11 protein-coding genes are annotated in these 14,855 nt (G+C 67.1%); 6 read left to right on the top strand and 5 right to left on the bottom strand.

Translation table 11 applies throughout. The annotated features are described in order from the left end of the window. Positions 1–346 precede the first annotated feature (346 nt). The 5 genes from AC4IHM_RS10925 to AC4IHM_RS10905 all read left to right on the top strand — a co-directional run bounded on the left by AC4IHM_RS10925 (position 347) and on the right by AC4IHM_RS10905 (position 6,576). Positions 347–1,381 (top strand): ABC transporter permease, encoded by a 1,035-nt coding sequence (locus AC4IHM_RS10925; protein ID WP_490866871.1) that lies wholly within the window; start codon positions 347–349, stop codon positions 1,379–1,381. Between the two features lie 101 nt (positions 1,382–1,482). Beyond that, positions 1,483–3,294 carry an ABC transporter substrate-binding protein gene (locus tag AC4IHM_RS10920; protein ID WP_490866870.1) on the top strand — a complete coding sequence of 604 codons (1,812 nt, stop codon included), beginning with the start codon at positions 1,483–1,485 and terminating at the stop codon, positions 3,292–3,294. 104 nt (positions 3,295–3,398) lie between these two features. After that, entirely contained in the window at positions 3,399–4,376 is a 978-nt protein-coding gene (locus tag AC4IHM_RS10915) for an ABC transporter permease (RefSeq protein ID WP_490866869.1), read from the top strand. A 10-nt stretch (positions 4,377–4,386) separates the two neighbouring features. Further along, positions 4,387–5,448 (top strand): ABC transporter ATP-binding protein, encoded by a 1,062-nt coding sequence (locus tag AC4IHM_RS10910; protein ID WP_490866868.1) that lies wholly within the window; start codon positions 4,387–4,389, stop codon positions 5,446–5,448. A gap of 12 nt (positions 5,449–5,460) precedes the next feature. Beyond that, a complete protein-coding gene (locus AC4IHM_RS10905; RefSeq protein ID WP_490866867.1) occupies positions 5,461–6,576 on the top strand; it encodes an ABC transporter ATP-binding protein in 1,116 nt (371 codons plus the stop codon). 156 nt (positions 6,577–6,732) lie between these two features. On the opposite strand, the gene AC4IHM_RS10900 is transcribed toward AC4IHM_RS10905, so the two are convergent. The 5 genes from AC4IHM_RS10900 to AC4IHM_RS10880 all read right to left on the bottom strand — a co-directional run bounded on the left by AC4IHM_RS10900 (position 6,733) and on the right by AC4IHM_RS10880 (position 12,850). Beyond that, complete coding sequence (locus tag AC4IHM_RS10900) at positions 6,733–7,776, bottom strand: ABC transporter ATP-binding protein (protein WP_490866866.1); 1,044 nt, start codon at positions 7,774–7,776, stop codon at positions 6,733–6,735. A 26-nt stretch (positions 7,777–7,802) separates the two neighbouring features. Continuing rightward, positions 7,803–8,840, bottom strand: coding sequence for an ABC transporter ATP-binding protein (locus tag AC4IHM_RS10895; RefSeq protein ID WP_490866865.1), 1,038 nt, complete (start codon positions 8,838–8,840; stop codon positions 7,803–7,805). Between the two features lie 70 nt (positions 8,841–8,910). Continuing rightward, positions 8,911–9,891 carry an ABC transporter permease gene (locus AC4IHM_RS10890; protein WP_490866864.1) on the bottom strand — a complete coding sequence of 327 codons (981 nt, stop codon included), beginning with the start codon at positions 9,889–9,891 and terminating at the stop codon, positions 8,911–8,913. Between the two features lie 96 nt (positions 9,892–9,987). Beyond that, positions 9,988–11,751: an ABC transporter substrate-binding protein gene (locus AC4IHM_RS10885; RefSeq protein WP_490866863.1), complete on the bottom strand. Its 1,764-nt coding sequence runs from the start codon at positions 11,749–11,751 to the stop codon at positions 9,988–9,990. A 70-nt stretch (positions 11,752–11,821) separates the two neighbouring features. Continuing rightward, positions 11,822–12,850 (bottom strand): ABC transporter permease, encoded by a 1,029-nt coding sequence (locus AC4IHM_RS10880; protein ID WP_490866862.1) that lies wholly within the window; start codon positions 12,848–12,850, stop codon positions 11,822–11,824. A 373-nt stretch (positions 12,851–13,223) separates the two neighbouring features. Between AC4IHM_RS10880 and AC4IHM_RS10875 the strand changes: the two genes are divergently transcribed. After that, entirely contained in the window at positions 13,224–14,855 is a 1,632-nt protein-coding gene (locus AC4IHM_RS10875; protein ID WP_490866861.1) for a peptide ABC transporter substrate-binding protein, read from the top strand.

Genomic DNA, 14,855 nt, shown 5'->3' with positions numbered 1-14,855 from the left:
GAGCACCAGGGGGTGTCTGAACTTCCGTCAGGGGTGTCGGAAGACAGACATGTGCCCCCACTTGTCGGTGAACACGTGGAGTCATGAGGAGGAACCCATGCGAGGTGTCACGAACACCGGGTGGGTCACACGGTCCGTCACTTCCGGCTGCGCCCCGACGGACGGCGATCGACTCTGAGGAGCAGGCCGGCCGCTGAAGTCCGCGCTTTCGGCTACGCGCGTCCGGCTGCGGGTTTCCCGTATTACCCGGGATGTCCAGACGCTTCTTCGTGATCCGTTCCGCGATCGCGCACACCCTGCGCCGATCGACGGTCCGGTACACCCACACCTGTGAAATGGGCCAATTGTGACAAGTCCAATCGACATCGAGGGCACCGGAACGTCGGCCGTCCCCGACGACGCTCCGGAGCCCGGCAAAGCCGTCGAGGAGAAGACCCACGAAGGCCGGTCTCCCGGGCAGCTGATGTGGCTGCGCTTCAAACGCGACCGGACCGGCGTCGTCTCCGCGTGCGTCGTGATCCTGTACTTCCTCGTCGCCGCGCTGGCACCGCTCATCGCGAAGGTGTACGGGAAGAACCCCTACACGCTGTACGCCCAGGAACCCGAATTCCCCTTCCTGCTGGACGACTTCGCCATGCCCACCGGCTCCTTCGGCGGCATGTCGGGCGACTTCTGGTTCGGCGTCGAGCCCAAGCTCGGACGCGACGTGTTCACGATGCTGCTGTACGGCATCCGGACCTCCCTCTACATGGCCGTACTCGTCACGGTGCTGTGCGTGCTCACCGGCGTGCTCATCGGCATGGTCAGCGGCTTCTTCGGCGGACGGGTCGACTACTGGCTGGGCCGGGTGACCGACTTCTTCCTGGCCTTCCCGCAGCAGTTGTTCTTCATCGCCTTCATGCCCGTCGTGACCGCGATGTTCGTCTCCCCCCAGGACGAGACCCCCACGTATCTCAGAGCCGTGGCCATCACCCTGGTGATGTGGTTCCTCGGCTGGATGGGCCTGGCCCGTCTGGTGCGCAGCTCCGTACTGACGCTGCGCGAGCGCGAGTTCGTGGAGGCGGCGAAGGTGTCCGGTGCCTCTCCCTGGCGCATCGTGCGCAAGGAGATCCTGCCGAACATCGTCACGCCGATCCTGGTGCAGGCCACCTACATCCTCCCGAGCACGATCCTGTCCATCGCCTTCCTGTCGTACATCGGCGTCGGCTTCGTCGAACCGACCCCGGACTGGGGCCGCATGTTCGCCATCGGCGCCGACGTGTACGAGCAGGACCCGATGTTCATGTTCTTCCCGGGGGTGGCGCTGGTCGCCTTCGTTCTCTCCTTCAACCTTCTCGGAGATTCCGTCCGGGACGCATTCGACCCCAAGACCGGACGGTAACCGTCCATTGGTGGGTGGGGGAGCTGCCGCCCCCGATCCGGGCCTCCGGACCGTCAGGCAGCACTCGTGGACAACTATCTACAGGCAGGTGGATCGGCATCATGAAGCCCATCAGAACGCGCACCACGCGCACCACGCGCGCCATAGCCGTGGCCATCGTGGCCGGCGCCCTGGTGCTGACCGGCTGCTCCGGCGACAACGGCGGGGGCGGCAAGGACAACAGCGACGCCAAGAGCCAGAAGGACGCCGCCGAGCAGCAGGACCCGGTGGCCTACGGTGACGCCGCGGCGTCCAACGGACCGGCCGAGGAGATCGCCGGCGCGAAGCCCGGCGGTTTCATCAACGTCTACATGCAGTCCGACCTGACCCACATGGACCCGGGCCAGATCTACGTCAGCGACGCCGGCCAGTTCGCCAACCTGATCCACCGCGGCCTGACGAACTTCCAGGAGGACGAGGAGGGCAACCTGACCGTCGTCGGCGACATCGCCACCGACTCCGGTCAGTCCTCCGACGACGGCAAGACCTGGACGTACAAGCTCAAGGACGGCGTCAAGGACGACCAGGGCAACCCCATCACGGCGAAGGACGTCCGCCACACCATCGAGCGCCTGTACTCCAAGGTCATCTTCGACGGGCCGACCTTCGTGCAGTCCTGGCTCTCGGGCAACGACTACCGCAAGGCGCTGCCCGACGGCCCGTACAAGGGCAAGCACCTGCCGGACTCGGTGCTGGAGACGCCGGACGACAACACGGTCGTCTTCCACTTCTCCCAGCCCCGCCCGGACCTCCCGCAGGCCCTCGCCATGGCCGGCTACGCCGTCGTGCCCGAGAAGCGGGACACCAAGGAGAAGTACGACACCGCTCCCGCCTCCCTCGGCCCCTACAAGATCGCCGAGTACAAGCCCGGCAAGTCCATGAAGCTGGTCAAGAACGACCAGTGGGACGCGAAGACCGACTCGGTGCGTCACCAGTACGTCGACGGCTACAACTTCACCAGCACCATCGACCAGGCCAGCCAGACCAAGCGTCTGATCGCCGACCAGGGCGAGGCCAAGAACGCCATCCAGTTCACGGACCCGGTCGACCCGTCGCAGATGTCGACCGTCATCGGTGACCCGGCGGCGAAGAAGCGCACCATCCAGGGCTACCAGATCTACGTCTGGCAGCTGACCTTCAACCTCGACCGCATCAAGGACAAGAAGGTCCGCGACGCGATCACCTACGCGCTCCCGAACCAGTCCATGGTCCAGGCGGACGGCGGACGCTACGGCGGCGAGGTCGCCGGTGGTCTGCTCGGCCCGACCCTGCCGAACTTCGACCCGGAGTACGACCCCTTCGGCAAGCTGAAGAAGCCGAACGGCGACCCGGAGAAGGCCAAGGCGCTGCTGAAGGAGGCGGGTGTCGCCGAGGGCACGAAGCTCACCTACGCCTACTCCAACACCCCGCGCGGCCAGGCCCAGATGGTCATCATCAAGGACGCCCTGGCCAAGATCGGCCTCGACATCCAGGCCAAGGAGATCGACCGGGCCAGCTTCTACGAGCAGGTCGGCAAGCTGAACAACCCGTACGACCTCTACATGACCGGCTGGGGCCAGGACTGGCCGTCCGCGTCCACGGTCATCACCCCGGTCTACGACGGTGAGCTGATCTCCGACGGCGGGTCCAACTACTCGCACATCAACGACCCGCAGGTCAACGAGCTGATCAAGAAGGCTCTGACGCAGGAGCCCGAGGAGGCCGCCGCGACCTGGAAGCAGGCCCACGAGCGCATCGTGGAGGAGATCAACCCGGCCGCCCCGGTCTACTACTCGAAGCAGATGCAGCTCTACGGGTCGAACATCGGCGGCGCGCGGTACAGCACCGAGTCGAACTACATCGACATCAACGATGTGTACCTGAAGCAGCCGTAGCCTCACGGCCCGGCTGACCGTGGGGGTGCGCGCCACGCGGAGCGCACCCCCACGGACGGCATTCCCTTTCTGCCGCCGCGTCCCGAAGAGAGCATCCACCTGCCATGCTTCAGTTCCTCGTTCGCAGGTTGATCGGCGCCTTCGTGATCATCTTCCTGATCGGCGCCTTCACCTTCTTCTTGTTCTATACGATCCCCCAGGACTTCGCCGAGCTGTCCTGCGGCAAGAACTGCACCCCCGAGAACATCGCGGTGATCCGTGAGAACCTCGGCCTGGACAAGCCCATCACCGCCCAGTTCTGGGAGTTCATGTCGGGCATCGTGACCGGTCGCGACTTCGCCCAGGGGCACTGCTCCGCACCGTGCCTGGGCATGTCCTTCGACACCGGCCAGTTCGTCTGGGACTCGATCATGGACCGGTTCCCGCTGACGCTCTCGCTGACGATCGGCGGCCTGGTCATCTTCCTGATCCTGGGCCTCGGCTCGGGTCTGCTCGCGGCCTGGAAGCGCGGTACCGCGGCGGACAAGCTCGTCAGCGGCGCCTCCATCGTCCTCAGCTCGTTCCAGATCTACTTCCTCGGCCCGATCGTCCTCGGCGTCCTCGTGTACCAGTCGGGGATCATGGACAACCCGAGGTACGAGCCGTTCACCGAGAACCCGCTCTCCTGGGCGGTCGGTCTGCTCATCCCCTGGGCGGTGATGGCCACCATCTTCACCGCGCAGTACACCCGTATGTCGCGCTCGACCATGATCGAGCAGCTCCAGGAGGAGCACGTCCGCACCGCACGGGCCAAGGGCATGAAGCAGAGCTACGTCTTCTTCCGCTACGCCTGGCGCGGTTCGCTCATCCCGATCGTCACCATCCTCGGCATGGACCTCAGCGCGCTGCTGTCCGGGGCCGTGGTCACGGAGTTCACCTTCGACCTGGCCGGCATCGGCCGCCTCGCGGTCGACTCGTCGCTGACCAAGGACCTGCCGGTGACGATGGGGGTCATGCTGTTCGGGGCCTTCTTCATCCTTCTCCTGAACATCGTCGTGGACCTCGCCTACGCATACATCGACCCGCGCGTGCGGCTCAGCTAGGAGAAACACCGTGAGTACTCTGACCAAGACCGAAGGCGAGACGGCCCCGACCGGGCCGGAGTCCTTCCTCTCGGTCCGCGACCTCCGGGTGCGGTTCTCCACCGAGGACGGCATCGTCAAGGCGGTCGACGGGCTGTCCTTCGACGTCGAGCGCGGCCGCACCCTCGGCATCGTGGGAGAGTCGGGTTCCGGCAAGTCCGTCACCAACCTCACCGTCCTCGGGCTGCACAACCCCAAGAACACCACGGTGGAGGGCGAGATCGTCCTCGACGGCAAGGAACTGGTCACCGCGACCGAGAAGGAGATGGAGAAGCTCCGCGGCAACAAGGTCGCCATGATCTTCCAGGACCCGCTGACCGCGCTGTCGCCGTACTACACGGTGGGCCGGCAGATCGCCGAGCCCTTCATGAAGCACACCGGCGCCTCCAAGAAGGAGGCGCGGGCGCGGGCGATCGAGATGCTGACCAAGGTCGGCATTCCGCAGCCCGGGTCCCGGGTGGACGACTACCCGCACCAGTTCTCCGGCGGTATGCGCCAGCGCGCGATGATCGCCATGGCGCTGGTCTGCGACCCCGACCTCCTGATCGCGGACGAGCCGACCACCGCCCTGGACGTGACCGTCCAGGCGCAGATCCTCGACCTGCTCAAGGACCTCCAGCAGGAGTTCGGCTCGGCGATCGTCTTCATCACCCACGACCTCGGCGTCATCTCCGACATGGCCGACGACCTGCTGGTGATGTACGCGGGGCGGGCCGTGGAGCGCGGCAGCACCGCCGAAGTGCTGCGCAGCCCACGGCATCCCTACACCTGGGGACTGCTCAGCTCGATGCCGCGGCTCGGCGGCAGCATCGACCAGGCGCTCACCCCGATCCCCGGCTCCCCGCCCAGTCTGCTGAACCCGCCGCCGGGATGTCCCTTCCACCCGCGGTGCGCGTTCACCGGCGAGGTGGCGGGCGACCGGTGCGGCACCGAGCAGCCGCCGCTCGACGAGGGCCGGGCCGCCGCCTGTCATCTGACGGCGGAGCAGAAGCAGACCTTCTTCATCGACAAGATCCAGCCCCGGCTGCGCTAGGGAGACCGAGACATGAGCGACGAACTCACCCTCCCCGCACCGCAGGGCATCTCCGCCGCGTCCCCGGAGACGCTGCTGAAGGTCGAGGGTCTGACCAAACACTTCCCCATCTACGGCGGGTTCCCGATCAAACGCAGGGTCGGCGCCGTCCAGGCCGTGGACGACGTCGACCTGACCGTCGGTGCCGGTGAGAGCGTCGGCCTGGTCGGCGAGTCCGGGTGCGGCAAGTCCACCACGGGCCGGCTCATCACCCGCCTCCTTGAGCCGACCGGGGGCAGGATCGAGTACGCGGGCCGGGACATCACCCACGCCTCGCGGCGGCAGTTGGCGCCGATCCGGTCCGAGATCCAGATGATCTTCCAGGACCCGTACTCCTCGCTGAACCCCCGGCAGACCGTCGGCACGATCATCAAGTCGCCCATGGAGGTCAACGGGATCAACCCGCCGGGCGGCCGGGACAAGAGGGTGCGCGAGCTGCTCGAACTCGTCGGCCTGAGCCCCGAGCACTTCAACCGCTTCCCGCACGAGTTCTCCGGCGGCCAGCGCCAGCGCATCGGCGTGGCCCGCGCACTGGCGCTCAACCCGAAGCTGATCGTCGCGGACGAGCCGGTCTCCGCGCTGGACGTGTCCATCCAGGCGCAGGTGGTCAACCTGCTCCAGAAGGTGCAGCAGGAACTGGGCATCGCCTTCCTGTTCATCGCCCACGACCTGGCCGTCGTACGGCACTTCTCGCAGCGTGTGGCGGTCATGTACCTCGGCAAGGTGGTCGAGGTCGGCGACCGGGCCTCCATCTACGGCGGGCCGCGGCACCCCTACACCCACGCCCTGCTGTCGGCGGTCCCCGAGGTGTCGATGGTCGACGAGCCGCAGGAGCGCGAGCGGATCCGCCTGGCCGGCGACGTGCCCTCGCCGATCATGCCGCCGTCCGGCTGCCGCTTCCGCACCCGGTGCTGGAAGGCGCAGGACAAGTGCGCGTCCGAGGCGCCCCCGCTGGTCCGGCTCGCCGGCAACCGCGAGGGCCACCTGACGGCCTGTCACTTCCCGGAGGAGCCGACGACCGCGGCCCGCGAGGAGGACATCGTCCTGGACCCGGCGCTGGCCGCGCTGGAGGAGACGGGCCAGGGCTGACCCCGCGCGGACGCGCGACGAGCACGGAACAGACCGAGGGCCCGCGCCTGGGGAGGCGCGGGCCCTCGGTTTCCCTGGAGCGGACGTTTCCGGGCTCGGGTCAATGGGCCGTGGAAGGTCCGTTCCGCGGGCGGTGCCGACGGAAAAGGGGTGTCGTCAGGCAGCCGCCCGGGGGCTCTTGGTGAGAGCGGTGGCCGGAGCGCCGTCCGCCGTCTCGGGGTAGTGGCAGGCGGTGAGGTGGCCGGGCTTGTTGCCCTCCACCCGCACCAGCGGCGGTGCCTCGGACGCGCACTTGTCCGTCGCCTTCCAGCACCGGGTGCGGAAGCGGCAGCCCGAGGGCGGGTCGATCGGCGAGGGCACGTCGCCCACGAGCCGGATGCGCTCGCGGGGAGTGTCCTCCACCGTCGCCTCGGGCACGGCGGACAGCAGGGCACGCGTGTAGGGGTGCCGCGGGTTGTCGTACAGGTCGTCGCGGTCGGCGATCTCCACGATCTTACCGAGGTACATGACGGCGACGCGCTGTGAGAAGTGCCGCACGACGGCGAGGTCGTGGGCGATGAAGACGAAGGCGATGTCCAGTTCCCGCTGCACCTTCTGGAGCAGGTTGACCACCTGCGCCTGGATGGACACGTCCAGCGCGGAGACCGGCTCGTCCGCGACGATCAGCTTGGGCTCAAGGGCCAGGGCGCGGGCCACGCCGATGCGCTGGCGCTGGCCGCCGGAGAACTCGTGCGGGAAGCGGTTGAAGTGCTCGGGGCTCAGGCCCACGATCTCCAGCAGTTCGCGCACCCGCTTCTCGCGTCCGCCGGCCGGGTCGATGCCGTTGATCTCCATCGGACCGGCGATGATCTTGCCGACCGTCTGGCGCGGGTTGAGGGAGGCGTACGGGTCCTGGAAGATCATCTGGATCTCGGAGCGGATCGGCGCCAGCGCCCTGCGCCCCGCGTGCGTGATGTCCTGGCCCCGGTAGCTGATCGTGCCGCCGGTGGGCTCAAGGAGGCGGGTGATGAGCCGGCCCGTGGTGGACTTGCCGCAGCCCGACTCGCCGACCAGACCCAGGCTCTCGCCCTCGCCGACCTGGAAGTCCAGGCCGTCCACCGCCCGCACGGCCCCGACCGTACGCGGGAGCGGGAAGCCGCCCTTGATCGGGAAGTGTTTGGTCAGACCGCTGACGTCCAGGAGCGTTTCCGCGTTGCTCATGATGGTGAAGTCCTGTCTCTTGTACGTCAGTTGAGCCGGGAACCGGCGAAGTCGGCGAACAGCCCGCGGCGCTGTTCGCCGGGCAGGTGGCAGGCGGAACCCCGTCCCTCGACCACCACGAGCGGCGGCTGCTCGGTTGCGCACAGCCCGCCGGCGACCTTCTCGGCGAAGGGGCACCGGGGGTGGAACCGGCAGCCGGTGGGCGGGTTGAGCAGCGAGGGCGGCGAGCCCGGGATCGGTTCGAGCGGCACGTCGACCGGCCCGTCCAGGCTCGGCATGGAACTCATCAGGCCCACCGTGTACGGGTGCTGCGGATCGCGCAGCACCTCCTCCTTGGTCCCGCGCTCCACGCACCGGCCGCCGTACATCACCAGCACGTCGTCCGCGATGTCCGCGATGACACCGAGGTCGTGGGTGATGAAGATGATGGCCGTGCCGAACTCCTGCTGGAGATCCTTGAGCAGGTCCATGATCTGCGCCTGGACGGTCACGTCCAGGGCGGTGGTCGGCTCGTCCGCGATCAGCAGCTCCGGGTCGCAGACCAGCGCCATGGCGATCATCGCGCGCTGGCGCATACCGCCGGAGAACTGGTGCGGATAGTCGTCCACCCGGATGTCCGGCTGCGGGATGCCCACCCGGCGCAGCATCTCGACCGCCCGCTCCCGGGCCTCCTTCCTGGAGGCGCCGGTGTGCTTGCGGTACGTCTCGCCGATCTGCTTGCCGACGGTGTGGTACGGCGACAGCGAGGCCAGCGCGTCCTGGAAGATCATGGCCATCTTGTTGCCGCGCAGCCGCTCCAACCGCCGCTCGGGGGTGGTGAGCAGGTCCTGGCCGTCGAGGACGATCTCGCCGTCGATCGCGGTGCGGTCCCGGTCGTGCAGGCCCAGGATCGTCAGGTTGGTGACCGACTTGCCGGACCCCGATTCACCCACGATGCCGAGCGTCTTGCCCTTGGCGAGATCGAAGGAGAGCCCGTCGACGGCCTTGACGATGCCGTCCTCGGTGGAGAAGTGGACCTTGAGGTCCCTGACGGAGAGGAAGGGCTGCTGTTCGGTGCTCGTCACGGGGACGCTCCAGAAGGTGATGCGGGGGGTAGCCGGGTGGGGCGGTGGGCGGGACGACTCCGGGCGGAGGTCAGGCGAGCCGGATCCGTGGGTCGATGAGGGCGTAGACCGCGTCGACGATGATGTTGAAGAAGACGATCGCGCCGGCCGACAGCACGGTCACACCGAGCAGCATGGGCAGATCGCTCTGGTCCACGGACTGCACCGCGAGCCGCCCGATGCCCTGGAGGCTGAAGACCGACTCCGTGATGATCGCGCCCCCGATCAGGGTGCCCAGGTCGATGCCGAAGACGGTGACGATCGGGCCCATCGCGCCGCGCCAGGCGAACCGGAAGAACACGTTGGCCCGGGACAGGCCCTTGGCGCGGGCGGTGCGGACGTAGTCCTCGCTCAGCTGCTCCACCAGCTGGGAGCGGGTCATACGGGTGTAGTTGGCGGTGAAGATGATCGACAGCACCAGCCACGGCAGCAGCAGCCCGGAGAACCAGGAGGCCGGGTTCTCGGTGAGCGGGGTGTACGAGGGCTGGCTCAGGATGCCGAGCTGGGCGACGAGGAAGAACATCGCGATGTAGCCGACGAAGTAGATCTGCAGCGAGGAGCCGAGGAGCGAGACCGAGCTGGCGAACTTGTCCAGGAACTTGCCCTGCTTGAGCGCGGCGAGCATGCCCGCGCCGATGCCGACGACGAGGAAGACGACGGCCGCGCCGAAGGCGAGCGACAGCGTCAGCGGCAGCCGGTCCATGATCGTGCCGAAGACGGGCTCCCGGTTGGCGAAGGAGTAGCCGAGGCACGGCGCGTGGCAGTAGCCGTAACCGCCGTAGTCGCGGCCCACGAAGATGCCGGCCAGCCAGTGCCAGTACTGCATGACGATCGACTCGTCGATGCCCAGGTTCTTCCGGATCTGCTCCAGATTCTCCGGCGTGCAGTTCTTGCCGCAGGACATCATGGCGGGGTCACGCGGGATGGCGTAGAAGAGCCAGAAGGTGACAGCGCTGATGATCAGGAGGATGACCAGCGCGCCGATGACTCGGCGGACGAGGAAGCGGGGCATGGGGCGTGACTTTCCGGACGGGGCGCCGTCGCCGGGGTGTTGGGGGGTGGGCTGCGGGGCGGCCCGGAACAGGGGGCCGCCCCGTGGAGCGCGCGCCTACTTCATGGCGTAGAGCTTGCAGAGGGCGACGCAGGTGTTGCCGGCGTCGTACACGACGTTGCCGACCTTGGAGCCGTACATCCAGTTGCGGATGGGGTGGTAGTCGGGCACGACGGCGGCCAGCTCCATGACCTGGCGGTCGATGGCGCCCCAGGCCTTGTTGGCCTCCTCCGCGTCCGTGATCTTGGAGGCGGCCTCGATGGCCTTGTTGACGCCCGTGTCGTTCAGCTGGGCGTAGTTGCTGCGGCCGTTGCCGATGTTCTCGCCGCTCCAGCAGGTGTAGAAGACCGAGTAGCCGTTCGGCCAGTCGGGGCTCCAGCCGGCGGCCATCAGGTCGAAGCCGTTGTCGATCTTGCCGATCTGCGTGTAGAAGGTCGACTTGTCGACCTGCTTGTTGACGACCTGGAAGCCGGCCTCCTCCAGCGCCTTCTTGATGGCGACGGCCTGCTTCACCGCGTTGTCGGACTGCTGGTAGGCGATGACCAGCTTCTGGCCGACCTTGCCGGCCTCCTTCAGCAGCGCCTTGGCCTTGGCCGGGTCGCCGCCGGGCTTCTTGGTCGTGCCGTAGAGGTCGAACTTCGTGTATCCGGGCGTCACCGGGCTGAAGACCGTGGTGGCGATCTCGGAGAGCGACGCACCGCCGCGGATGGTCTGGAGCTGCTGGTGCGGCCACGCGTAGTTGATGGCCTGGCGGACCTTGACGTCCGTGATCCGGGTGGTGTTGATCGGCCAGTAGTAGGTGGCCGTGTCGATCGCGGTGAGGACGCGCTTCTTCAGGTCGGCGTTGGTGAGCACCTGGGCGACGCGCTCGGCGGCGACCTCGTTGAAGATCGGCACCGCGTACTGGTCGTTGCCCTTGTCCGCGATGTAGCGGTCGGTGGCCGCCAGCGGCTGGAAGCCGAAGGTGAACTGGAACGTGTCCGGGTAGGCGTTGCGGATCGGGTCCGTCTCCGGGTCCCAGTGCTCGTTGCGCACGAAGGTCATGGACTTGCCGATGCTGCGGCTCTTGATCCGGTAGGGGCCGCTGGACACGGGCTGCTTGTCGTACTTCTCCTTGGTGTCCTTCTTCTTGGGCACCAGGGCGTAGCCGCGCATCGCGAGCGTGAAGTTGAAGTCACCGCGGGGCTCGTTGAGGCGGAAGGTGACCGTCTTGCCGTCGATCTCGATGGAGTCGAGGGACTTGCCGTCGTAGGGGCCCTTGTACTTCTCGCCGCCCTCCAGGAACTGCTGGACGAAGCGCGGGCCCTCGGTGATGAACGAGGCGAAGGTGCGCTCGAAGGTGTGGCGGACGTTGTCCATGGTGATGTCCGCGCCGTCCTCCCACTTCAGGCCGTCCTTCAGAGTGAAGGACCAGGACTTGCCGCCGTCCTTCGGGGTGCCGGCGTCGGTGGCGAGGTCGCCGACCAGGGTGACGCCGCCCTTGCCGTCGAGCTTGTAACCGGTCAGACCGCGCAGGATCGGCACGGTGATGGCGGCCTCGGTCGAGACGTAGATCTGGGCCGGGTCCAAGTGGTCCATGTCGAACTGTTCGAGCGAGTAGATGGTCCCGCCCTTGACCGCGCCCTTGACCTCGGGGGCCGGTCCGGTGGAGTCGGCCTTGGTGCCGACCGGGATCTCCATGGTCTTGGAGCCACTGACCTTGGGAGCGTCGCTCGAAGCGGAACCGCCACCGCCGCCACCACTGCCGCACGCGGTCAGCACGGAGGAGGAGGCCGCGACGACACCGGTGGCTATGAGGAAGTTTCTGCGGGAGAAAGACATGAGTACCTACCAGTAGTGGGCAGAAGGGAGGGCCGGCCGGACGGCGTTGACGAGCCGGATGGAGCTTGGGTCAGCGCTTGGACTTCGGGTCGAGCGCGTCGCGCACCGAGTCGCCCAGCAGGTTGAAGGCGAGGACGAAGATCACCATCGACAGGCCCGGGAAGAGCATGAAGGTGATGTCCTCGGTGTAGAACTGGGCACCGCGCTGGATCATGACGCCCCAGTCCGGGGTCGGGTCGATGATGCCGACGCCGAGGAAGGCCAGCCCCGCCTCGGCGGTCACGAACGCCGGGAGCATCAGCGTGGACTGGATGATGATCGGCGTCCACAGGTTGGGCAGCAGTTCCTTGAACACGATCCGCCACGGGGAGGCACCGGTCACCTTGGCCGCCTCGACGAACTCACGCTCGCGCAGACCGAGGACCTGGCCGCGCAGCAGCCGCGCGAGCGAGGCCCAGCCGAATCCGGCGAGGACGAGGATGAGGGAGACGGCCCGCAGGGAGGTCGGGATGTTCTCGTCGGCGGCGACGAAGAGGCCGTAGACGACCGGCATGAACGCGATGAAGAAAAGGGTCGACGGAAAGGACAGCAGGATGTCGATGACCCGGCCGATGAGGTAGTCCGTCCTGCCGCCGAGGTACCCCGCGATGGTGCCGATGACCACGCCGAGCAGCGTCGTCAGCAGCGTGGCCGCGAGCGCGATCCCCAGCGAGGTGCGGATGCCGTACAGCAGGAAGGTGAAGACGTCGCGACCGAGCTGGGGCTCGATGCCGAACCAGAACTCTCCGCTCATGCCGCCGTTGGGGCCGGCCGGGTAGGCGAAGGGGTTCAGCAGTTCCGGGCGGTCGCTGGCGTAGGTGGTGTACGGGTCCTTGCCGTAGAGCTTGGCTATCAGGGGGGCCGCGATCGCGATCGCGAAGAAGAAGATCACGATGCACGCCGATATGACGCCCGTCTTGTCCCGCTTGAAGCGGATCCAGGCCAGGCGCCCGGGGGAACGGCTCTCGCTGCCCTTGGGGGTGGTGGGCGTGGGCGACTTGACGACGCTCTCGTCGGTCACCTCGAGCGGGGCAGCCGCTGATGGAGTTGGGGGGGTCATGGTGCTCCTGGCCCAAGGGAGGGTCTGATGACTCCGCAGGGCACACTCCCCTACGGGCTACGCCGGACTTTTTCAACGCAATTCGTTCAGGGTCAATAAAATCTGGACGGAGTTGATCTGCTCTTTACCTTTTTTGCCCGACTATGGGAGGAACGTAGCTACGCGTGTAGCGTGCCGTGATGGATCCGTGCCTTATGTCGGGCCAACCGGATAATTTGGGCAATGTGTTCGTTATGCGGACGTTGGGTTGTCGAAATGTGTACACCGGGGGTTCGCCGGCCGGCGGTTCCGCCAAAGGGAGGCATCCGTGTGCGGGCTGCCCCTTTTGCCCCGATGCTGACCGATAACGGATCAGTGGACGAGGAGGCACTCCATGCGCGGAGCCACGCACGCCAAATGGGTCGCATGCGCGGCGGCAGCAGCCCTCGCGGCGACGGCCTGCGGAGGCGGGGGAGGAGACGGCGGCGGGGACGGCGGCGCGGTGCTCAGCTCCTCCTGGGGCGACCCTCAGAACCCGCTGGAGCCGTCCAACACCAACGAGGTGCAGGGCGGCAAGGTCCTCGACATGATCTTCCGGGGCCTGAAGAGGTACGACCCCAAGACCGGCGAGGCGCAGAACATGCTCGCCGACAAGATCGAGACCTCCGACTCGCAGAACTTCAACGTCACCGTCAAGGACGGCTGGACCTTCAGCAACGGCGAGAAGGTCACCGCCCAGTCCTTCGTGGACGCCTGGAACTACGGCGCCAGCCTGAAGAACAACCAGCGCAACGCCTACTTCTTCAGCTACATCGACGGCTACGACCAGGCCCACCCCGAGGACGGCAGCGAGCAGCGCGCCGAAACGCTCTCCGGGCTCAAGGCGACCGGCGACCTCACCTTCACCATCAGGCTCAACCAGAAGTTCTCGAGCTTCCCCGACACCCTCGGCTACGCCGCCTTCGCGCCGCTGCCCAAGGCGTTCTTCGACAACCACGACGCCTGGCTGAAGAAGCCGGTCGGCAACGGCCCGTACATGGTGGACAACTACGCCCGCGGCTCCCAGATGTCCCTGCGGAAGTGGGACGACTACCCCGGCGACGACAAGGCCCAGAACGGCGGCGTCGACCTCAAGGTCTACACCGACAACAACACGGCCTACACCGACCTGATGGCGGGCAACCTCGACCTCGTCGACGACGTGCCGGCCGCCCAGCTCAAGAACGTCAAGAACGACCTCGGCGACCGCTACATCAACACCCCGGCCGGCATCATCCAGACCCTCGCCTTCCCCTTCTACGACGACAACTGGAACAAGTCGGGCTCCGAGAAGGTCCGCAAGGGCCTGTCCATGGCGATCAACCGCAAGCAGATCACCGACACGATCTTCCAGCAGACCCGCACCCCGGCCACCGACTGGACCTCGCCCGTCCTCGGCGCGGACGGCGGCTTCAAGGCGGGCCTGTGCGGCGAGTCCTGCGAGTACAAGCCCGACGAGGCCAAGAAGCTGGTCCAGGAGGGCGGCGGGCTGCCGGGCGGCCAGGTCAAGATCACGTACAACGCGGACACCGGCTCCCACCAGCAGTGGGTCGACGCGGTCTGCAACTCCATCAACAACGCCCTGGACAACGACCGCGCCTGCGTCGGCAACCCGGTCGGCACCTTCGCCGACTTCCGCAACCAGATCACCGACCAGAAGATGAGCGGGCCCTTCCGCGCCGGCTGGCAGATGGACTACCCCCTCATCCAGAACTTCCTCCAGCCGCTCTACTACACCAACGCCTCCTCCAACGACGGCAAGTGGTCCAACAACCAGTTCGACGACCTCGTCGACAAGGCCAACGCCGAGACCGACACCAGCAAGGCCGTCGGCCTCTTCCAGCAGGCCGAGGAGGTCGTCCGCGACAACATGGCGGCCATCCCGCTCTGGTACCAGAACGGCAGCGCAGGCTACTCGGACCGGCTGTCCAACGTGCAGCTCAACCCGTTCAGCGTCCCGGTCTACAACGAGATCAAGGTCGGCTGA

Source organism: Streptomyces sp. SL06 (assembly GCF_058244745.1).
This window is presented reverse-complemented; position numbering and strand designations above follow the sequence as displayed.